Source organism: Capnocytophaga sp. G2, from assembly GCF_035282625.1.
Lineage (GTDB): Bacteria > Bacteroidota > Bacteroidia > Flavobacteriales > Flavobacteriaceae > Capnocytophaga.
In genome coordinates, this window is sequence record NZ_JAYKBU010000016.1 from 1 (window position 1) to 21125 (window position 21125).

The following is a 21125-nucleotide window of genomic DNA, read 5'->3' on the forward strand; positions in this document are numbered from 1 at the left end:
GTTATCTCTCATCTCATTGATCCATAATCTCTTATTATTTAAAGTTTAACTTAATATTAACGGTTAGCGGCGGGAAACACTACTCTAATATCTTATCCTTGACTATTGCTTCTAATTCCTAATATCTGAGGAACTGATAGAAATTTTTAGTCAATCTCTCGCTCGCCAGAATATTATTTTATCGTTTATTCCCATAATCCGCCGGTATCTCTCCCCAAAGTTGGGTCTCCCACTTAAGGATTGGATTGCGATAGCTATGGGTATACAGCCACTTCTCCGCACGAGCGATCAGGTCAAAAACTTTCTTATTGGCATGCTCTGGAACAAGCTTGGTCTTACATTTTTTTTGTTTTACCCAAGAAATAGCTATTTTACTATCAGAATAAATAATACGCTCCCCCTCTTCCTGTGATAATAGGGCAAGAGCATGAACAATAGCTAAGAATTCCCCTATGTTGTTTGTTGCCTGTAAGAAAGGACCTTGTGAGAAGAGAATTTCCTCTGTAGTAAGGTCTATTCCTCGATAATACATAGTGCCAGGATTACCACTACAGGCGGCATCCACTGCTATACTGTTAGGGTTATATTCCTCGTATGTAAATATAGGCTTAACCTCCTTCTTACCCCAATAGAGACTATAATCTTCCTTAATAGCTTTTTCAGCTAATTCTTTAGTAGGAAATGACTTATATCTGGCTGTAGGATAGCCTGAGATACTTTTCTTACACTCTTCCCAAGAGGAGAACACACCTACTTGATATCCTTTCCATACAACATAGTATTTTTTCGTCATAACTTCTTTGTTGAATAATATCGGGATAAGACATCTGTAAGGCTACGGACAGAGTTTTTTGTCCACTGTAATTGCAATAATAATTCTTCTTCTTTCGAAAGTCTCCAATTAATAGAAGATTTTCGCAATTTATTAGTAAGATACTGTAAAATTATTGCTACACTTACTGAAATATTAAGGCTTTCTGTAAACCCTACCATAGGAATTGTAAGGAATTCATCTGCTTGGGAGATTACCTCCTGAGAAAGTCCATCTCTCTCTGTACCAAAAAAGAAAGCACTTTTAGCATCAATATTAAAATGTTCCAAAGGAATTGCTGAAGGAGCAGGAACCGTTGCCACTATTCTATAGCCCTGTAACTTAAGTTCCTCTATACAGGATTGTGTGTTAGAATAGCGCTTAATAGTTACCCATTTCTCAGCACCCATGGCAATTTTGGAATCTAAGCGCTTTCCATATTTTTTTTCTATAATATGAGTTGTCTGTACTCCAAAGACCTCACAAGTACGGACTACCGCACTTGTGTTATGCATTTGAAAAATATCCTCTATAGCTACTGTAAAGTACTGAGTCCTTTGTGCAAGTATTTGGGAGAATCGTTCCTTACGCTCCTGTGTAATGAACCCCTCTAAATAAGTAAGCAAATGTTGTTCTTCAATCATAATACCATATATTTTTAATATTTTTGCCTACAAAAAAACGATACAATTTTATTCTTTATTCTATAAAAAAGGATTCTTGTATATTGGTTTGCTTTTTTGAAGAAGAGTAATATTTTTTCGCTTACAAAATCTATTTTTTCATCTATTAAAGCTTCTTTCCTAGTATAAATAAATGTGAAAAAGATAGTTACTAAGATAAAAAGAATTGCGCCTATCACTGCCTGCCAGGGTGAAAGCCTATGATAGAAGAAACGATATAACCCTAATCCTGTAAAACTACCATAGAGAATGATATAATGAATAACATATACAGTAAGTGTATTTTGACCTACTTTCTGCAAACGAGCAGAAGTAGTAACTCCTCTCAATAACATAAAAATAGCAAAGAAGAGAAGCACATTTCCTATTCGCTTTATTAGATAATCTCCATTGGCAATTAACTGTAATGTATGTGAATGCATCATTTGAGCTATCTTTCCAATCCATAAGGGAAAAAACAATAGAATTATCCCTAATATAATATACCATAGAATAGCATTACGATAAAGATGAGGATATGCTCTGTTTTTATAGAATAAATAACCCATAAACCCTCCCAAAGAAGCATAGCCAAACCATGGGAAAATAGTAAATACAGATCCATTAATCTTTGTAAAATAATTAGCTACAAATATAGGTAAGTACTGGTATGTAAGATGTCCATAAATAGGTTCAAAAACAAATAAAACAAAAGTAATTCCTAATAATATAATAGGCAGAAGGTACCCTCTTCTTTTATAAGTAAATAGATAAATAGCAATAAGGAATAAGAGAGATAACCCAATACAGTGAAGCACATCTACCATTCTGACATTCATATCTGTATAATCAGAAAAGATATTGAACAAATTAGTCCTTAGCAAGTAAGCAATGATAATAAGTGAAATTCCCCGCCGAATTCCTTTTTGTACACGTATATGTTTCCACCCCATTTTTTCCGGATTTTGTTCTTTAATAAGCAAATAAGTAAAGATAAATCCTGAAACTGTAAAGAATACTGGAGCTGTCATCCCCCTAATATAAAGCCATGTAGCAAAAAGTAAATTGTTTTCATCACGATATTCAGGAGCCAATAAGCCATCAATAAAATGTCCCTCAAGCATCATGCAAATAGCAAAAGCTCGAATGACATCAATAAAGACTAATCGTGAAGTAGTTGGTTTCATCATTAATTAGCTTGTAAAAAAGGATTAAGTTGCTTTTCCTCTCCTATAGTAGTGGTCATACCATGACCACTATACACTTGAGTTTGCTCAGGTAAGGAAAACAACTGAGTACGAATGCTCGTAAGGAGTTGTTGGTAGTTCCCTTTATAGAGGTCTGTACGTCCTATACTTCTATGGAATAGGGCATCTCCAGAGATAATCATTGCTTGACTTTCTATATAAAAAGCAATACTTCCGGGCGAATGTCCTGGTACAAAACGTATAGTAATAGGAATCCCTTCCAGGGACAAAGTTGTTTTTTCATCTATAAATGTGTACTGTCCTTCAAAGGCAGGGAAGTCAAAACCAAAAAGTCGTGCATCTTGAGGATTTCTCTCTAATACTTCCTTCTCTGCAACATGCAGATGAATAGGTACAGAAAAAGTATCATAAGCCCATTGCAAACCAAAAACATGGTCAATATGTGCATGAGTAAGCAAAATTCTCTCAATAGTAAGTTTCTTCTGCTTAATAAAATCCCTCAGCATAACTTCCTCACTATGGCTAAAACAGCCTGGATCTATAAGGAAAGCTGCTCCTTGAGGAGCATATAATATATAGGTGTTTTCTGAAAACGGATTAAATGTAAATTGTTGTAAAATAAGCATTTTTACTATAATAACTATGTATATTTTTTGCGTGCAAAGATACTATATTTTAGAAATACTACCAATACCTTATTCTTTAAAAAAAATTTTGTAATTTTGCCCCCTATTATCAAGATATGCAATTAGAATTTGAACACAAGCAATCTGCTCACTGTGAGAATGGAGTTGCTTCTAATTTATTGAAATACTATGGATTAGATATTAGTGAGCCTATGGTTTTTGGAATTGGTTCTGGTCTCTTATTTTTTTATTTTCCTTGGATAAAAGTCAATCAAGCACCTGTCATTAGCTACCGTACCATGCCTGGACAGATTTTTTCAAAAGTGGCAAAGCGTTTAGGATTTCAGATAAAAAGACAAAAATTTTCCTCAAAAGCAACAGCTCAAAGAGTTTTAGACCAAACCCTTCAAAAAGGAATCCCCGTAGGGTTGCAAGTAGGAGTTTTTCATCTTCCCTACTTTCCCGATCAATACCGTTTTCACTTTAATGCGCACAACCTTGTTGTATATGGTAAGAAAGGGGATACTTATCTTATTAGTGATCCTGTTATAGAACACCCTACCCAACTAAGTTCACAGGAGCTCGAGAAAGTACGTTTTGCCAAAGGCGTCTTGTCCCCCAAGGGGCATATATACTACCCAACTCATTTACCTGAATCTTTCTCCTTAGAAAAAGCTATTGTTCAAGGAATTAAGAACACTTGCAATTGGATGCTCTCCCCTATACCTATTGTAGGGGTAAAAGCAATAGAACGTGTAAGCAAAGACATTCTAAAATGGCAAAAAAAATTAGGAAATAAAACTACCAATCATTATCTTGTTCAAATGATACGTATGCAGGAAGAAATTGGTACAGGAGGAGGTGGATTTCGCTTTATCTATGGTGCCTTTTTACAGGAAGCCTCTGAGATTCTAAAAAATGAAAGATTGAAAGAACTCTCACAAGAAATTACTCAGATAGGAGACCTTTGGCGTGACTTTGCCGTAGTGATAGCTCGTCTCTACAAGAATCGTAATAATACGCTCAATGTATATGAGGATATCTCACAAAGATTATATTTAATAGCTCAACGTGAAAAATCCTTTTTTAAAAAACTTAAAAAGGAAATATAATCACTATTTTATCTATTTTTGTACTGTAAAAAACTATCCATTTGTATGATAAAAACAAAAAAACAATATAGTGTAAAAGAAGTCTTTGAAACACATATAAAGGGAGAAGCGCTTCTTCCTCATAATGAATTACATTTATTATATGATTTAGTTCGTTATTTCCGCCCTAAAAGAGCAAGCCATACTATTTCTTTGTTAGAACTTATTGGCTACCTACAGGAGCATCCTTCCCATTGTAGGATTCTATCAGATTATATTAAGAACTTACTTTCCAATCGTCACTTTGGGCGAATGATATCCGAAGTAGGTATTTTACAAGATTCTAGCTTTTTCTATGAATTAAGAAAACGTATCATGGAAAAATTCATTCCTTTTCAACCTGAAAAGGACACACTGCAATATGTGCTAAATCAAGTATTTTATAGAGCTTCTGATTATATATGGCTTGAAAAGATAGATCATAATGAATATCGTTCCTTGTTTGAACTGTTAAATTTTACGGATATTTTTGCTTCTGAACAAACTTCATCTTACGGGCTTAATCAATTGTGTAATGCTATTGGGCTTATTACCCAGCGTATGAGTGGTCGCTCATTGGAGTCGGATATTATCTATATGGTACCTGAATATGGATATTTAGAAAGTCCTTTTTTGAGCTTTGAACGCGAGTTTGAAGGAGTACGTGAAAATCTTCTTCATGGGGAACCTCTCCAAGAGAATAACATCAATTATAAGCAACTTATGGTACTTTTTCGTCAGTGTCAAGATTTTGTACAACATGCTTATAAAAATACTTCTAAGTATGGAATTACCATGCGAGTCAATCAGGGACTTCTTCGTATTAACCAACAATTAGCACGGGTAAAAACACTTATAGATTTGTTAGTTGTCAATACCAAAAAAGATAAGATAGATAACACTATCTGTATGGCACTCAAACTAATAGAATATAACTGCTATAAGAATAATATTCGCTCCTTTATCAAGGAAAGTACCCAAACAGTTGCCTATGAAATCACTCAGTTCAATGCCTCTACCGGAGAGAAATATATCACTGAGACAGCTAAAGACTACTTTAAGATGCTACGAGCAAGTCTTGGTGCAGGATTTATTGTTGGTTTCTTATGTATTTTCAAGATACTCCTCCATAAGGTAGATACTAGTGAATTTGGACATGCTTTTCTTTATAGTATGAACTATGCCTTTGGCTTTATCCTCATCTATCTCACAGGTTCCGCATTAGCCACCAAACAACCTTCTATGACAGCAACTACAGTGGCTCGTGTAGTGGAAGAAGGGATGAAGAAACAAAGTAAAGAAGAAGATAAGCACAGTGAATTTGCTGAATTCTTTGCTCGCTTATGGCGCTCTCAGTTTATTGCTTTCGTAGGGAATGTTATTATAGCTTTTGGGGTTGCCCTATTACTTGTATGGGGAATAGACAAGTTCTTGGGGGAAAATATTGTAGCTCATAGTTGGGAGAAATTGCTTTCCGATGCCAGTCCTACCCATTCCAAACTTATTTTACATGCGGCTATTGCTGGTGTTTTTCTCTTCATTTCAGGAATTATTGCGGGGAATGTTTCTAATAATCAAAAACATAACCAAATTGCCTATCGTATAGAAGAACATCCTTTCTTAAAACGAATGATTGGCACTTCAAAATCTAAAAAATTAGGACTCTGGATAGCACATAAGTATCCTGGTATTATCTCCAACTTCTGGTTTGGGGTATTTATGGGCAGTACCTTCTCTATAGGAAGTTTCTTGGGGCTTGACCTGGATATCCGTCACATTACCTTTGTTAGTGGAAATATAGCTATGGGACTCTATGGTACACATTTTTATCTGATTTGGAGTATGTGGATATGGATTTTTATTGGGCTAATCATTGTTGGTTTTATCAATTTTATTGTTAGTTTTGGACTCTCTATTTGGATAGCATTCCGTTCAAGAAACATCCCTTCTTCGGAAGTCTTTTCTCTTATTAAAGCCGTCTTCAGACATTTGAAAAAAGCCCCTATGAGTTTTATCTTTCCTCCTAAACAAAAAAAGAAACTACTGTAGAATTCCTCTTTTCTATCAAATAACCTTATGAAAATATTGAGATATTTACTTTTCCCCTTTGCTTTCCTTTATGGATTAGGAGTTCGTTTGCGTCATTTTCTATATGATCATCATCTGCTCAAGTCCAAAAGTTATCCGCTTCCTATCATCTGTGTAGGAAATTTAGCCGTAGGAGGAACAGGGAAAACACCTATGATTGAATACCTGGTACGCCTTATTGGGGAGGAACATGTAGCTATCCTAAGCCGTGGATACAAGCGCAAGACCAGAGGTTTTTCTCTTGCAAACAACCTCTCCTCTGCCTTAAGCTTAGGAGATGAACCTTATCAGTTTCATCACAAATTTCCTCAAAGCAAAATAGCTGTATGTGAAAGTCGCACTACAGGAATAGAAACTTTATTAGCTCATTACACCCCAAAGGTAATTCTCTTGGACGATGCTATGCAACATCGAGGAGTTCAAGCAGGGCTTACACTACTACTCACCTCCTACCCTACCTTGTATACAAAAGATTTTCTGCTCCCTGTTGGCAACCTCAGAGATGTAACTCAACGTTCAAAAGCGGCACAGGTTATTATTGTTACCAAATGTCCTTCTCTTTCCAAGGAAGAACAACAAAAGATCCTTAAGGAACTCAATCCCTTTCCCTATCAAAAAGTATTTTTCACAGGGATTCATTATAGTGAAATGGTATATACAAATAATGATAATAGGATTCCTCTAACTAATTTTATACAAACTCCCTTTACTTTGGTAACAGGAATTGCTAATCCCCTTCCTTTAGTACATTTTCTAAAAGGAGAAAATGCTTCTTTTGAGCATTTGCAATACAATGATCATCACCATTTTTCAGCCAAAGAAATACAATTTTTGCAAGAAAAAAGGAAGATCCTCACTACCGAAAAGGATTTTGTTCGGTTATCAGAGTATCTTCCTGAAATTTTTTATCTTCCCATTGAAACTTATTTCCTATCAGAAACCGCTCAAGAGGACTTTAATACCATTATAAAAAGCTATATCTCAAATAATAAGCGATCATAGGAGATTCTTTATTACCCTCTATTCTCATATCGCATAGCAGCTACTGGTTCTATCTTAGATGCTTTGTGTGCTGGGAAAGTACCTGCAAAGATACCCGAAAGCACCATAATAAAGACTGCCAAGGAGGCAATACCCATATCTATTTCTGTAGTTTTCAGTAAGCCCATACCACCCGTAGCCGTAAGAACCATATTGACAACTTTAAGTACCCCTACCCCCAAGAACATCCCCATCAACCCCGAAGCTAAGGTAATAATCAGTGCTTCCAAGAGTACTTGTATGGTAATATGGTAAGGAGTAGCTCCTATGGCCATACGCAAACCAAATTCATTGGTACGCTCCTTGACTACAATAAATAGAATATTAGTTATACTCACAATCCCACTAATAAGGAAACATAGTCCCACTATCCAAATAAAAATGCTGATACCCGTAAAAATACTATTAGCACTAGATATTTCTTCCTCGAAAGCGCGTACATAGACCGCATTAGGATCACTTTCATCAAAACGCAGATTACGTGCCAAGTAATTGGTTATTTTTATTTTAAAATCGGAGATAGAGATTTGTGCATCATCACTTAAATAGAGCGCAAAAGTAGACATATTGGGGGCATCTTGAATATTGCAAGTAAAGCTCGGAAAAGGTACAAATATGTCTGATTCAACTCTTTGACTCACCATATCATCATTTTTCATCACCCCTATCACACGGTAATACACCCCTCCTACATCAATGAGTTTGTCCAAAGGATTGTCATTGAGGAAGAGCTTAGTGGCCACCTTTTTCCCTATAATAGCCACATTGCGCACTTTTCTGTCGTCCATGAGATTAAAAGGGCGGCTGCCTTCTATCATCTTGAAGTTGGAGAAAGACCAATACTCATGGGTGAGCCCTGTTACAGAGGTATAGTAGTTCCTCTTCCCAAAAATAGCATTTTTAGAAACAGAAGTTCTTGGTGAAAGTCCCTCTATTTCGGGAAATCTTCGCTTGATATCTTCCAAGAGGTATTTGTTGAAGAAAATTCGCCTTCCCTCTTGCATATTTTTATACTTCATAGAGGTTTCCCCTCCCCAAACGAAAATAGACTTAGGGGCAAAGCTCTTAAGCTGATTTTGCACCCCATATTCTACTCCCTTACCTACCCCCAAGAGGAGTACCAAGATAAAAATTCCCCACATAATCCCAAAGCCGGACATAAAAGTACGGACTCTGTTTTGCTGTATAGAATGAATGATTTCACGCAATGTTTCCACGATATTGTAGTTATTAGTTGGTTTATCCTTTTCTTTGCAAAACACAATATTATTTGGTAGGGAAAAGTTACTACTTTTTGAGAAAATATCCGAATAAAAGTAAGATTTTTTTCGCCCCCTTTCACCTATTCTTCACTCCTTCTTACCCTCTATTCTCATATCGCATAGCAGCTACTGGTTCTATCTTGGATGCTTTGTGTGCTGGGAAAGTACCTGCAAAGATACCCGAAAGCACCATAATAAAGACTGCCAAGGAGGCAATACCCATATCTATTTCTGTAGTTTTCAGTAAGCCCATACCACCCGTAGCCGTAAGAACCATATTGATAACTTTAAGTACCCCTACCCCCAAGAACATCCCTATCAACCCCGAAGCTAAGGTAATAATCAGTGCTTCCAAGAGTACTTGTATGGTAATATGGTAAGGAGTAGCTCCTATGGCCATACGCAAACCAAATTCATTGGTACGCTCCTTGACTACAATAAATAGAATATTAGTTACACTCACCATCCCACTAATAAGGAAACAAGCCCCTACGATCCAGATAAAGACACTGATCCCTGTGAAGATACTATTGATACTGGAAAGCTGTTCCTCCAATGCTTGTACATAGATGGCATTGGGATCATCCTCATCAAAACGAAGGGTACGTGCCAAATAGTTGACTATCTTCTTCTTAAAATTTAAAACAGAGATTTGTGCATCATCACGCAAATAGAAGCCAAAGGAAGAAATATCGGGAGTATCTTGGATATTACGGGTAAAACTGGGATAGGGTACGAAGATTTCTGATTCTGCTTGCTGACTAATCATATCATCATTTTTCATCACTCCTATCACGCGGTAATACACTCCCCCTACATCAATGAGCTTGTCCAAAGGATTGTCGTTAAGAAAGAGCTTGGTAGCAACCTTCTTTCCTATAATAGCCACATTACGTGCCTTTTTGTCATCCATAAGATTGAAAGGGCGGCTTCCCTCTATCATCTTGTAACTTGAGAAAGACCAATAATCATGTGTAATTCCTGTGACAGAAGTATAGTAATTTTTCTTTCCAAAAATAGCATTTTTAGAAATAGTTGTTCGTGGAGAAAGTCCTTCTATCTCGGGAAACTTGCGCTTGATATCTTCCAAGAGGTATTTGTTGAAGAAAATCTGCCTTCCCTCTTGCATGTTCTTATACTTCATGGAGGTTTCCCCACTCCAAATAAATATTGTCTTGGAGGCAAACCTCTTAAGCAGGTCTTGCACCCCATATTCTACTCCCTTACCTACCCCCAAGAGGAGTACCAAAATGAAAATCCCCCACATAATCCCAAAGCCGGACATAAAAGTACGGATTTTGTTTTGCTGTATAGAATGAATAATTTCACGCAATGTTTCCATAAGATATTACAGTTGTTTGTTAGCTTTTCGGTCAAAAAGAAAAATATCTCCTATTAGTAGGGCAAAGTTACCACTTTTATGGCAATTATCCGAAGAAAAAAATACATTTTTTTTAGAATGTCTGTTTTACGAATTTAAGATAGATTAAAATTTTTAACGTATGAAAGAGGCTTTATTTAATAAAACTTCAATACTTTTGCAGCGTTAATTATTCATTCTATGAAAAATAAAAATATCATCGGTCTTATTATCACTATCGCTGTATTTGCGGTAGTTCTTATTCTCTCTATCTACTTCTTTAGCAATCGCGAACCTGTGTATTTGCAAGGACAAGTAGAAGCCAAACAAATCAACGTTGCCCCCAAAGTACCTGGTAGGGTGAAAGCTATCTACAAGCAGGAAGGCGACCAAGTGCACAAAGGCGACCTCCTTTTGGAACTCGAAAGCACTGAACTCGATGCCAAACTTTCTCAAGCCGAAGCGGCACGTTTGGCAGCACAAGCTCAATCCGACAAAGCACAACGCGGTGCTCGTAGCGAACAGATTCAAGGGGCTTACAATGTATGGCAACAAGCCGAAGCGGCTGCCCAGCTCGCTGAAAAAACCTATCAGCGTGTGAGCAACCTTTATAACGATAAGGTATTGCCCGCTCAAAAGAAAGACGAGGCTTATACCCAAATGGTTGCCTTACAAAAACAAGCCGAAGCAGCCAAATCACAATACGAAATGGCGAAAAACGGAGCTCGTGTAGAAGATAAAACCGCTGCCCGAGCCCTTGTAGCCCAAGCACAAGGGGTCATTACTGAGGTAAATGCCTATAAAGATGGTGCTAAAGTGTTTGCCCCTGCCGATGCTGAGATACAAACTATTATCCCCAACGAAGGCGAAATCGTGAATGCGGGTTACCCTGTGATGAACCTCATCGATACTCAGGACGAGTGGGTGGTGTTCAACATACGCGAAGATAAAATGGCAGATTTCAAGATAGGCACTAAATTCAAAGGCATCGTGCCCGCTCTTGCCAATCAAGTGATAGAATTGGAAGTAAAACACATAGCCGTACAAGCTGATTTCGCCACTTGGACAGCTACCAAAAGCAAAGGCGACTTCGACAAGAAAACTTTTGCTATCAAAGCCTACCCTACTCAAAAAGTAAAGGATTTAAGACCCGGAATGTCGGTATTAGTAAGTGAAAAATGAGAATAACTGAAGGGCTATCAACTAAAGATAAGCAAGCTATTATACATTGGACAAATAGCAAAGGAGCTGATTTCTTGCAACAATGGGCAGGAGATGCTTTGCCTTATCCTCTTACAATGGAAGCACTCAATGCTTTGTCTCATTGTTATCGTATTGAGGCAGAGGGTAGTTTTATAGGGATAATTCAGCAAATAAGAGTAGAAGGGAGCAATGTACATATTGGTAGATTTCTTATCAATCCTTCGCTTACAGGAAAAGGATTAGGCACCTCAGCAATGCAGTTATTTATCGCAATGCTTTTTGAGGATAAAAGAGTTCATTCTATTAGCCTAAATGTATTTGATGACAACCCCATAGCTAAAGGTCTTTATACAAAACTTGGTTTTAAAGTAGTAGCCACTGTAGAGGGAGAAAGGAAGAAATACAAAATGGTAAAAACTGCTTAATTGGCTCATTAATAAATTATCACTATGAAAATAGATCATATCGCTTTATATGTAAAAGATTTGGAAGTATCTAAAGCCTTTTATGAGACTTTCTTCGGGGCAAAATCAAACGAGTTGTACCATAATCCTAAAACGGACTTGCATACTTACTTTCTAAGTTTTGATAGTGGAGCTCGCTTAGAAATTATGTGGCGTCCCAATCTTAGTGAACGTTTGGACAAGATAATGAATGAAGGGCTTATACACTTTGCTTTCAGTGTAGGGAGTAAAGAAGCAGTTGATGCGCTTACTCAGAAAATCGTAAATGAAGGCTATGTGTGTTTTAGTCTTCCTCGTACCACAGGTGATGGGTATTACGAAAGCGTTATTCTTGACCCTGATGGCAATATGGTGGAGATTACGATTTAAACTTTGTCTAATAGTTTGGCTTGGCTGACACCTAACTCCTATGATAACACTACAAGAAATAGAACAAACTTATCATTTCAAATACCCAACGTTATACTATCAGCTTTGGGAAGATAGTATGTTGGATATTCGCTGGCAAGAAGGTTGGTGGAAAAATATATTTCCTGAGTTAAAAAAGAATCCTCCATTACTTTTATTTAGAGATCAATTTATGGCATTGGATGATGCAGAAGAGATTGTAAATTTAATAGAAGATTATAAATCTCAACGAGGAATTAAAGCTGAATATCTTTTGGTGCCTTTTGCTTCAGAATGTGCAGGAGATGTTTGTTTTTTCTATAATAGAGAAAAACCAGAGCAACCTCCTGTTATCGTAAAGGACTGGTACGACTTTGATTCTGCTGAGATTTTAGCGGATAACTTGCAAAATTTCATCTTTTATGGGATGCTATCAATGGTACATAGCATTTATACAAAAGCTCCTATTTGTTTGGGTGATTTTTATGAAAACATTGCTAATTTATTCCGTACACATCGCCCTTACCTTACTGAGAAACAAGTTGAAGTAATTGAGAAGATTTACAGCCGTAAACTCACTACCTACAAAGCTATACAAGTTAAAAAAAATAATCTTTTAACTGCCTTGATACATTACCAAGATTATACTGCTCTTCTTTCAGATGAAGAATTTGAAGAACTAATGAAGGAATACAATCCTATTTTAGTTTCTGAAGAAGAAAGACATTCTTTCCTTCTCGAGTGAGTAACTTAATATTGAATTATTAAATTGACTAATTGACATAAGAATGATTTACAAATTGTCACAACACTATAGCGATAATTGAGTTGGCTACTGAGTTCTCCTCACGAGCTATTTTGCACCAGCAATTACAGAAAATAGTAACAGAACGTCAAGCACTTTTGTTGCATAAAAAACATCCAAGATGAACCCATTACAAGAAATAGAACAAACCTATAGCTTTCAGTACCCCAAGCTATATCACCAGCTTTATGAGGATGGTATGCTGGATGTGGGCGCAAAATATCCATATCATTCTTATTGTCCTATGGAATACAAAAATGGTGATAGATTGCCTAATAAAGAGTGGTTGGAACAGGAGTATCCTAAACTGAAAGAGAACCCGCCTTTGTTTTTGTATGTAGATTGGTTTCAGGTGCTTAAACCCTCACAACTCGCAAAAGAATTTGAGTTTTTAAATCAGCATTTAACACAATATCCTCAGAACCAAAAGTTCTTCTTCGCTCCCTTTGCAAGGGCTGTAGTGGATGACTATATGGTTTATTGTTTTTGTTATGACAAAGAAAAACCAACGCAAGAACCAAGTATAGTATTTATTAGAGAAGATGGAGAGGTAGATATCCTTTCAAGCAATTTGCAGAACTTTATCTTTTACCAATTAATAAAATGGTTGGTAGCGCATTTTCACGACATAAGTTTTATTTGTTATGGGGATTTCTATGAAAATCTACGTCAGACACTTCGTACTCATCGTCCCTATTTAACGGAAGAACAAGCGGAGGTATTAGAGGAAATTTACAAAAGAGAGATTAAAGAATATACTAGAAAACTTACATCTGGAGGTTGTTATACATTTCTTACCTTGCTACACGAAGGAGAGGAAGAAACGTTACTAAATAAGTATAACCCACTACCTAAAGAAACCATTTTATTGAGAATCGTTTAGTTTTTGAGTAATATATGACAAACTACCATACCTTAAACACTTTTAATAACCCTTTTCGCCATTATAGGGTGATAGATATCGTCCCTTTTCAGGAGAAAATAGCTGTATTGCAATTTGCCTCAGCTGATGTTTCTAAAAAGATGGTGAAAAACGGAGTGTATGTAGATCGTTATATTCTTGTAGATATCTTTTCAGAAGATTTTACATCACAAAAACGACTTTCTTTCTTCTTTGAGGAAGGTGAACCTTGTTATAGAAGTGATGCTTACTATTATGGGGAAGGTGAACGACTTTTTATACTCATCGAATACTATAAACTCGGCAACATTTTTGTAACCAATAAGGTATTTGAAATTACTGAAAATGAAGTAATAGAACAGCCTTTCTGCTGTATTCCTCAAAAGCGAATTTTCAATGATACGAAAGTCTATTCTTTTGGAGATAAAGAAGTTTTTATGCAATCTCCCTTTATGATGAGCTGCCGAGATAAACAGAACCAAAAAACACTTTGGAAATACAAACTCTCTGCTTATCTTTACACTCAAGTAGAGGAGTATAACGATATCTTATATTTTGGTACTGCAGGTAAAGGAGGCTATTTTTATGGGGTTTCTCTGAATAACGGACAGACGGTATTTAGTTATAATACAGGACAAACCGTACACTTTGTACGAAATGGAGAACGTATCATTATAAGTGATAAAAAACAAAAGCCAATACTTATGAATGCCTTAACTGGAGAGATAATTTATTCATTAGACATTAGCAAATACACTATTGATTACGAGCAACAAATGCTTTGGTATAAAGATTATTTTTATACCATTGCACGTAATAAAGAAAAAGATGTATTAGTAGTGTGTGTCGATATATAAAAAAAGTAAATCAACAACAAAAAATACTGATTTTAAAGATTTTGCACACACGTGTACACAATTGATAATGAGGAACGAGTCTCCTCTTACCTTTTACCTAAACAAAATGAACTTAGAAGAACTTAGAGAATATTGCTTAACTTTGCCTCACGTTACTGAAGATATGCCTTTTGGTGAAGATATTTTGGTATTTCGGATTTGTAATCGTATATTTGTGCTTACAAGTTTGGATACAATCCCCTTGCGTGCTAGCTTTAAGTGCAAACCTGAGCGTGCGGTAGAGCTCCGTGAGCAGTACCCCGATAAGATTGTAGCAGGCTATCACCTGAATAAAAAACATTGGAATACCATCCTTTTAGAGAGTCTTCCCGAAGTCCTTATCAAAGAAATGGTACAGCACTCTTACAACCAAGTACTTGCCAAAGTACCAAAGAAGGAAAGAGAAGCGTTAGGGGTGTAAACTCCGTAATCTTTCTTAGGATTGGGAATATCCGTGATAATTTAGAAAAACAATAAAAATTAATTAGAAATGAAAAAGAAAAAACTTTGGATACTTTTTATCATTACTACTTCAGTATATGCCTATTTGATGTTGGTAACCGTACCAGCTCTTAAAGCAATGGCTGGAGGAATGGATATTTTAGATGTACCTCTGTTTTATGATGCCACTTACATTCAAGAGCTTTTTAGTCGTTTAGGTGAAGAAGGTCGCCATTTCTATTTATACCGACAAATTCCTGTGGATATGATATATCCCGGTCTGTTTGCTATTACCTACTATCAACTGATACGTTTCTTTTTAGAAAAACTCAACCAAAGAAAGCTCCTTTTCTTATCATATTTTCCAATAATAGGAGGTATTTCTGATTATTCAGAAAATTTTAGTACCATTACAATGCTCACACACTATCCTGAAAACTTATGGATAGAGACCTTAGCACCCTATTTTTCTCTTATGAAATGTATCTTTGTGGTACTTTCTTGGGTATTATTTTTTGTATTAGGAATTACGACACTCGTTAAAAACAAGAAGACAATAACAAAATCACCCTCAGAATAGCCTCAATTTTGTTCATTATATTTGAATAAACCTAAAAGCCTATGTGGAATGCTCTTGTGAATTACAATATACTTGCCCCTCTATTAATAGCTGTTTTGGTTTGGGTATTTATACTCATTTGGTTTTTGATAAAAAACAAACAAGAAAGGAAGAAAAGACAACAACTTTTAACTCGGATAAAAGAACAGCTCCCTATTGCCACGTTCAAAGAGTTGTTACAAGCTTTAGAAGCCTTGAACTATAACCCTGCTCAGTGCTATTTTAAAACAAATACTTTTGAGCAAGGAAATGTAGCTGTGGATAACACTTGCTTTCTGCAACGAGAAAACCAATGGGTGGTATGCCTTGCCGATACTCGTTGCTTTTGTGATGAACAGTCTTTTGATAGCGAACAAGAAGCCTGCGAAAACTTTGTATATAAATATTTTCTCCTTAGTAAAGAAGAAATTAATTGGTTAAAGCAATGAACACATCAAGTTATAACACCAAGTTTGGCACTCTTGCTTTCTCACAAAAAGTGGGAGACGAGTATTTTTGGGAGGCTTCATTCCAGTGGGAAAGTGATTTCTATAAAGAAACTTTACAGTTGCCTTTTTCTGTGTTTAGCAAAAGAGAGACCATCACACCTGATACTATTGCTTTTATTGAACAAATCCTTGTCAGCGCAGATAAGTTGGTTGCCAAAGCTCTTTCTTATTTTCAAGAACAACTACTGATATGCTCAGATGGCTTTCATCTTTCGGAAGAAGAAAAACAATTGCTAAGTGTTCCCTTGCAGGAAGTTCCTTTTGAAAATCCGCAGTTCCTATTTTATGACAACAAAGAATGGATATTGCATTTTGCTGAAGGTGGTTTCAGCTTTTGCGAGCCTTATGGAGTTTCTTTTCACTTTGAAGAAGAAAAACCTATCCTAATAGAAAACTTAGAAGACGCTGAAGAAATATAATTAAATTATAATCAACAACTTACAAAAAGCCACCAAGTTGGTGACTTTTTAAAACTCATATAACATCGTATGAAAAAAATAGTATTCATCATTTTAGACAAGTTTGCTAATTGGGAACTGGCTTATCTTTCTGCTGCCCTTGACGAAAAACAATTAGGTACAGAGCAATACACTGTTTTGTATGCTTCAATCGATAAAGAAGTGAAAACCTCTATCGGCAATCTCAAAGCCTTACCCGACCTTAGTATCTGCGAAATTCCCGAAGATATTTCGGCTCTCATATTTATTGGGGCAGAAGGTTCGTGGCATAATCTTTCTAAGGAGCAAACCTCTCAGCTGGTAACCCTTGCTGAGAAGGTAAAATCTAATGGCAAAGTATTAGGAGCTATTTGTGATAGCGCACGCTTTTGTGCTGTGAATGGTTTGCTGAATGATGTGAAACATACCGTTAATACTTTTGATGAGATAAAAGATGCCGCACTTTATACCAATGGCGAAAATTTTGTACTTACCGCCAATGAAGCCGTAACTGATCACAAGGTAGTAACCGCCAAGGGGGATAGTGCATTGCATTTTGCGGTAAGTGTACTGCGTGCTTTAGGCGATGTCCCCGAAGAGAATATACAATTTTTCTATACCCTACACACCAAAGGCTTTCTCAAAGCAATACAAATGAACTAATTTGCTAATTATACTATGAAATATTTTAAAACCGAATGCAAGAACCTTTTCCTATCACCCAAACGGCTGTTTTACGTTTTGGTGTTTCCCTTGATCATCTTTGGGTTCTTTGCGGCTATTTTCTACAAAGGGGTACCCCGCGACCTGCCTATGGCATATATCAATTACGACCAAAGTCAGCTGTCCGAGAACCTTTTGCGTATGCTTGACGCCACACCTAACATAGCTCTTACTACCAAGCTAAGCGATGAGCAAGAAGCCCAACGCCTTATCCAGCAACAGCAGATCATGGGCTTTATCGTCATTCCTCAAGACTTCCAACAAAAACTCTTCAAGGGCGAAAACCAATCGGTGATTTGCTATACCAATAGTCAGTTTATGCTGGGGGCAAGTCTTATCCAAAAGGATTTCCAAACTACCGTAGGGATGTTCTCAGCAGGCTTGGTGATGAAGAAGAAAATGCAAAAAGGGCAACAAACCGAGAAAGTACGCGCCGAAGCTCAACCCGTAAAGGTAGACGACCATGGTCTATACAATCCTTATTCTAACTATGCCTATTACCTGCTCACAGCACTCTTGCCAATGATGCTCCAAATGATTGTAATGATGGTTACGGTGTATGTATTAGGAGTAGAATTCCGCTACCATCGAGGGAAACAGTGGCTCAAACAAGCAGGTGGCAGTCCGCTGAAAGCCCTTGTGGGGAAACTCTTCCCTTATACATTAGTGCTCCTTTTTGTAGCGTGGTGGATGAATTACCTACTCTTTGGGCTTATAGGCACACCCCTGCACATTCCGATGTTCAATGTGGTACTCATTACCTTTGCCTTGGTTGTTATCTATCAGATTATAGGGATTGCTATCGTATCCTTTGCCCCCGATTTCCGTACGGCTCTGACAGTAGGTAGTGGTTTTACAGCGATAGCCTTCTCATTTGCAGCTTATACTTTTCCTATGGAAGGGTTACCTAAGAGTTTGCAGTATTTAGCGCAAATCTTTCCGTATGCTCATTTTATGAAATACTATGTAAATCGCGCCATTAAGGGTATTCCTGTAGAGATGACGTGGCAACCGCTTCTGGCATTATTGCTCTTTGGACTGTTGCTTATAGTGGCTTATCCTATGTTTGTGAAAAAGATAAAATCAGGAGGTTATGAAACAGTTTAGAAGTTACATATATCAAAGTTCAGCCGATTTCACTCGTGCGATGCTTTGGGAAGCCAAATATATATTTCGCGACAAGGCGGTGTTCTTTTCGTTTGTAATTGTAGCGATTGCGGTGTCGTTTATCTATACTTATCTCTATTCCGAAGAGACTTTGCAAGAGCTTCCTATTGGAGTAGTAGATGAGGATAATACTGCCCAAAGCCGTCAGTTGTTACGTATGATTGATGCCACGAGTCAGACCGCTATTTACAGCAGTTACCTCAACCTCAACGAAGCTGAAAAAGCCTTTCAGCAGGAGAAAATACGGGGGATAGTAGCCATTCCCAACGGTTTTGCACGTGACCTACAACGCGGGGAACAACCCACTATATCGGTCTATGCCGATGCTTCTTATATGCTCTATTACAAGCAAGTACTCACCGCCACCAAAGTGTCGGCTACTTACCTGAATGCAGGGGTTGAGGTGAAGCACACTTCGGCACAAGGCAAACTCCCTACCCAAGCGCACGATGAAGCAATGCCTGTGAGTGCCCAAGTAGTGAGCTTATACAATCCCTCTTTGGGTTATGCTACTTTCCTTATTCCCATAGTGCTTGTGATTATCTTTCAAACTACCATACTCACTGCCGTAGGTATGTTAGGAGGAACGATGCGAGAAGGCAACAAACTAAAAAAAATATATCCTAACTCCGATAGTTTTTGGGGAGCTTTGCCTATTGTGATGGGAAAAGCTACTACTTATTTAGCTTTTTCAATGGTGATATTACTCATTATTTTAGGAATTATAATGCCTTTGTTTGGCATTCCTGTACGTAGCACGATACTAAGCACTATGGTTTTTATGATACCATTTATCCTGTCGATTGTATTTATGGGGCTTTGCTTGCTGAACTTTTTGCGCCGTCGTGAAGACGCCATTATGCTCATTATGTATACCTCTTTGCCTGCGGTAATGCTTACTGGCTTTTCGTGGCCTACCGTAGCGATGCCCGAATGGCTGAGTGTTTTTTCGTATATTGTACCTACTACTTTAGGGAGCAAGGGTTTTATATCTATTACTCAGATGGGAGCTCATATCACTACCATTATGCCATATTGGCTGGGAATGTGGGCACTGTGTTTGGTATATTTAGTATTAGCGGGACTTACAATGAAAAGGATCTTTAATAAGTAGAATTGCCTTGTAGCATATTTATTATAAACAATATACAAACACAATTATCCTTTTCATGAAAAAATCATCTTTTTCTTTGTCAGTTTCAAAAAAGGTTGTATCTTTGCACCGTCTTAAGGAAAAGATGAAATGCGAAAATAGCTCAGTTGGTAGAGCGCAACCTTGCCAAGGTTGAGGTCGCGGGTTCGAATCCCGTTTTTCGCTCTTTTTATGTATATCATAAGAGGCTCGGATGGTGGAATCGGTAGACACGCTGGACTTAAAATCCAGTGGGCAGCAATGCCTGTGCGGGTTCAAGTCCCGCTCCGAGTACAACCCTTGTTTATAACCCCTTGCTTTTCAAGGGGTTTTTCTTTTTTAAGTAGTGATTTAGCCGAAATCTAGCCGAAAATTTCAAAAAAGTGTTTTTCAGAGGAAAGAAATTTATCAACAACTAAAGCGTAAATTTCAAGTTACTATTTTTTTATTTCTCCTTCTGAAGTCAAACACAAGGAATAAAAAAAGCAACTTATACGCTGGAGGCTTTTTTTATAAAGGCGACAAAAATCAAAATATACCCGCCTTTCTTCCCAACCCTCAAACTTAAGCCTTATGTTTCTTTACTGTATATTTTGCCTTCTAATTTACCCCGATTTACTTCATATTTACCACACCTTGCAACTATATTAAAAAATATTAAATGTATATTGATTATATTGATTATATTGACTACTGAAAGTATATAAACTAATATAAACCGTCCTGGTACACACCACCAGCATATAAGGCACAATAAAGGTTGCATTTTTGCCACTGGGAGGGGTGGTTAAAAGGTGTAAATTTTCTATCTTGCCACCTCGCAAGGACTTGTATTTATTGATTTGTGAGAAAATACCACTTTTGCCATGTCAAGGGTGATAACATATTCTACCTTATTATACCCTCCTCTTCCTTTTTGCTCGCCAATTTCGGGGGGCAAAACATAATCTTGATTATAATTCAGCGTTCCAACCTTCAAAAGGCATTTTTGCCTCTTAGAGAGTGTTCATTTTGTAAAGGTTATGACCTGTTTTTGTCCTTGAAATTCAAAAAGTTTTAAATACCCAGAATTCTGGGTAACTAAAAAACCAAATGCTTTTTTTGCTTTAAATACGTGAAATCCCGTGTTTAAATTATTTTGCTGGTAAATGCGTAAATTCTACGTATTACCACTCCAAAAAATTTTGGAGTCAAAAAAACACCCCTCCAAAAAATTTTGGAAACCTCCACGACCTTAAATAAGAAAAAAAACACCCCCGCAAATGTACGAGGGT

22 protein-coding genes and 2 tRNA genes are annotated in these 21125 nt (G+C 37.0%); 18 read left to right on the plus strand and 6 right to left on the minus strand.

Annotation, left to right across the window (positions count from 1 at the left end; genetic code table 11):
- Positions 1-178: 178 nt before the first annotated feature.
- The 4 genes from VJJ03_RS09265 to VJJ03_RS09280 are packed head-to-tail and all read right to left on the minus strand — an operon-like array spanning position 179 to position 3307.
- A complete protein-coding gene (locus VJJ03_RS09265; RefSeq protein WP_009746335.1) occupies positions 179-793 on the minus strand; it encodes a viroplasmin family protein in 615 nt (204 codons plus the stop codon).
- A complete protein-coding gene (locus tag VJJ03_RS09270; protein ID WP_009746336.1) occupies positions 790-1455 on the minus strand; it encodes a TrmH family RNA methyltransferase in 666 nt (221 codons plus the stop codon). The genes VJJ03_RS09265 and VJJ03_RS09270 overlap by 4 nt, the downstream gene beginning before the upstream one ends.
- Before the next feature lie 14 nt (positions 1456-1469).
- The gene (locus VJJ03_RS09275; RefSeq protein WP_416377852.1) at positions 1470-2663 is read right to left on the minus strand and encodes a heparan-alpha-glucosaminide N-acetyltransferase domain-containing protein; all 1194 of its coding nucleotides are present in this window, start codon (positions 2661-2663) and stop codon (positions 1470-1472) included.
- The gene (locus tag VJJ03_RS09280; RefSeq protein ID WP_009746338.1) at positions 2663-3307 is read right to left on the minus strand and encodes an MBL fold metallo-hydrolase; all 645 of its coding nucleotides are present in this window, start codon (positions 3305-3307) and stop codon (positions 2663-2665) included. Before VJJ03_RS09280 ends, VJJ03_RS09275 begins: the two co-directional genes overlap by 1 nt.
- A 116-nt stretch (positions 3308-3423) precedes the next feature.
- Here VJJ03_RS09280 and VJJ03_RS09285 point away from each other — a divergent pair, with 116 nt between their 5' ends.
- From VJJ03_RS09285 to lpxK, 3 genes are read left to right on the plus strand one after another with little or no spacing between them, the layout of a single operon-like run.
- Positions 3424-4419 (plus strand): BtrH N-terminal domain-containing protein, encoded by a 996-nt coding sequence (locus tag VJJ03_RS09285; RefSeq protein WP_040358506.1) that lies wholly within the window; start codon positions 3424-3426, stop codon positions 4417-4419.
- A 45-nt stretch (positions 4420-4464) separates the two neighbouring features.
- Positions 4465-6486, plus strand: a complete 2022-nt coding sequence (locus VJJ03_RS09290) for a recombinase (RefSeq protein ID WP_323975175.1) — start codon at positions 4465-4467, stop codon at positions 6484-6486.
- 27 nt (positions 6487-6513) lie between these two features.
- Entirely contained in the window at positions 6514-7527 is a 1014-nt protein-coding gene (gene lpxK, locus VJJ03_RS09295; protein WP_323975177.1) for a tetraacyldisaccharide 4'-kinase, read from the plus strand.
- 11 nt (positions 7528-7538) lie between these two features.
- On the opposite strand, the gene VJJ03_RS09300 is transcribed toward lpxK, so the two are convergent.
- Both VJJ03_RS09300 and VJJ03_RS09305 read right to left on the minus strand, forming a co-directional pair.
- Complete coding sequence (locus VJJ03_RS09300; protein ID WP_323975179.1) at positions 7539-8783, minus strand: ABC transporter permease; 1245 nt, start codon at positions 8781-8783, stop codon at positions 7539-7541.
- A gap of 142 nt (positions 8784-8925) precedes the next feature.
- Positions 8926-10170: an ABC transporter permease gene (locus tag VJJ03_RS09305; protein ID WP_323975181.1), complete on the minus strand. Its 1245-nt coding sequence runs from the start codon at positions 10168-10170 to the stop codon at positions 8926-8928.
- 219 nt (positions 10171-10389) lie between these two features.
- On the opposite strand from VJJ03_RS09305, the gene VJJ03_RS09310 reads away from it, so the two are divergent.
- The 15 genes from VJJ03_RS09310 to VJJ03_RS09380 all read left to right on the plus strand — a co-directional run bounded on the left by VJJ03_RS09310 (position 10390) and on the right by VJJ03_RS09380 (position 20145).
- Positions 10390-11370 (plus strand): HlyD family secretion protein, encoded by a 981-nt coding sequence (locus VJJ03_RS09310; RefSeq protein ID WP_323975183.1) that lies wholly within the window; start codon positions 10390-10392, stop codon positions 11368-11370.
- Positions 11367-11816 carry a GNAT family N-acetyltransferase gene (locus tag VJJ03_RS09315; RefSeq protein ID WP_323975185.1) on the plus strand — a complete coding sequence of 150 codons (450 nt, stop codon included), beginning with the start codon at positions 11367-11369 and terminating at the stop codon, positions 11814-11816. Before VJJ03_RS09310 ends, VJJ03_RS09315 begins: the two co-directional genes overlap by 4 nt.
- A 24-nt stretch (positions 11817-11840) precedes the next feature.
- Positions 11841-12224: a VOC family protein gene (locus VJJ03_RS09320; protein ID WP_111972243.1), complete on the plus strand. Its 384-nt coding sequence runs from the start codon at positions 11841-11843 to the stop codon at positions 12222-12224.
- A 40-nt stretch (positions 12225-12264) separates the two neighbouring features.
- Positions 12265-12987 carry a hypothetical protein gene (locus tag VJJ03_RS09325; protein ID WP_323975187.1) on the plus strand — a complete coding sequence of 241 codons (723 nt, stop codon included), beginning with the start codon at positions 12265-12267 and terminating at the stop codon, positions 12985-12987.
- Between the two features lie 181 nt (positions 12988-13168).
- Positions 13169-13930 carry a hypothetical protein gene (locus VJJ03_RS09330; protein ID WP_323975189.1) on the plus strand — a complete coding sequence of 254 codons (762 nt, stop codon included), beginning with the start codon at positions 13169-13171 and terminating at the stop codon, positions 13928-13930.
- Positions 13931-13944: 14 nt separating this feature from the next.
- The gene (locus tag VJJ03_RS09335) at positions 13945-14805 is read left to right on the plus strand and encodes a dehydrogenase (RefSeq protein WP_323975191.1); all 861 of its coding nucleotides are present in this window, start codon (positions 13945-13947) and stop codon (positions 14803-14805) included.
- A gap of 106 nt (positions 14806-14911) precedes the next feature.
- Complete coding sequence (locus VJJ03_RS09340; protein ID WP_323975193.1) at positions 14912-15265, plus strand: MmcQ/YjbR family DNA-binding protein; 354 nt, start codon at positions 14912-14914, stop codon at positions 15263-15265.
- 69 nt (positions 15266-15334) lie between these two features.
- Positions 15335-15865: a hypothetical protein gene (locus VJJ03_RS09345; RefSeq protein WP_323975195.1), complete on the plus strand. Its 531-nt coding sequence runs from the start codon at positions 15335-15337 to the stop codon at positions 15863-15865.
- 41 nt (positions 15866-15906) lie between these two features.
- Entirely contained in the window at positions 15907-16332 is a 426-nt protein-coding gene (locus tag VJJ03_RS09350; RefSeq protein WP_323975197.1) for a hypothetical protein, read from the plus strand.
- Complete coding sequence (locus VJJ03_RS09355) at positions 16329-16811, plus strand: hypothetical protein (protein ID WP_323975199.1); 483 nt, start codon at positions 16329-16331, stop codon at positions 16809-16811. The genes VJJ03_RS09350 and VJJ03_RS09355 overlap by 4 nt, the downstream gene beginning before the upstream one ends.
- Positions 16812-16880: 69 nt before the next feature.
- Complete coding sequence (locus VJJ03_RS09360) at positions 16881-17492, plus strand: DJ-1/PfpI family protein (protein ID WP_323975201.1); 612 nt, start codon at positions 16881-16883, stop codon at positions 17490-17492.
- Between the two features lie 15 nt (positions 17493-17507).
- Positions 17508-18659: an ABC transporter permease gene (locus tag VJJ03_RS09365; RefSeq protein WP_323975203.1), complete on the plus strand. Its 1152-nt coding sequence runs from the start codon at positions 17508-17510 to the stop codon at positions 18657-18659.
- Positions 18646-19833, plus strand: coding sequence for an ABC transporter permease (locus VJJ03_RS09370; protein ID WP_323975205.1), 1188 nt, complete (start codon positions 18646-18648; stop codon positions 19831-19833). Before VJJ03_RS09365 ends, VJJ03_RS09370 begins: the two co-directional genes overlap by 14 nt.
- 131 nt (positions 19834-19964) lie before the next feature.
- Positions 19965-20037 (plus strand) — tRNA-Gly (locus tag VJJ03_RS09375).
- Between the two features lie 22 nt (positions 20038-20059).
- Positions 20060-20145 (plus strand) — tRNA-Leu (locus tag VJJ03_RS09380).
- Positions 20146-21125: the final 980 nt, after the last annotated feature.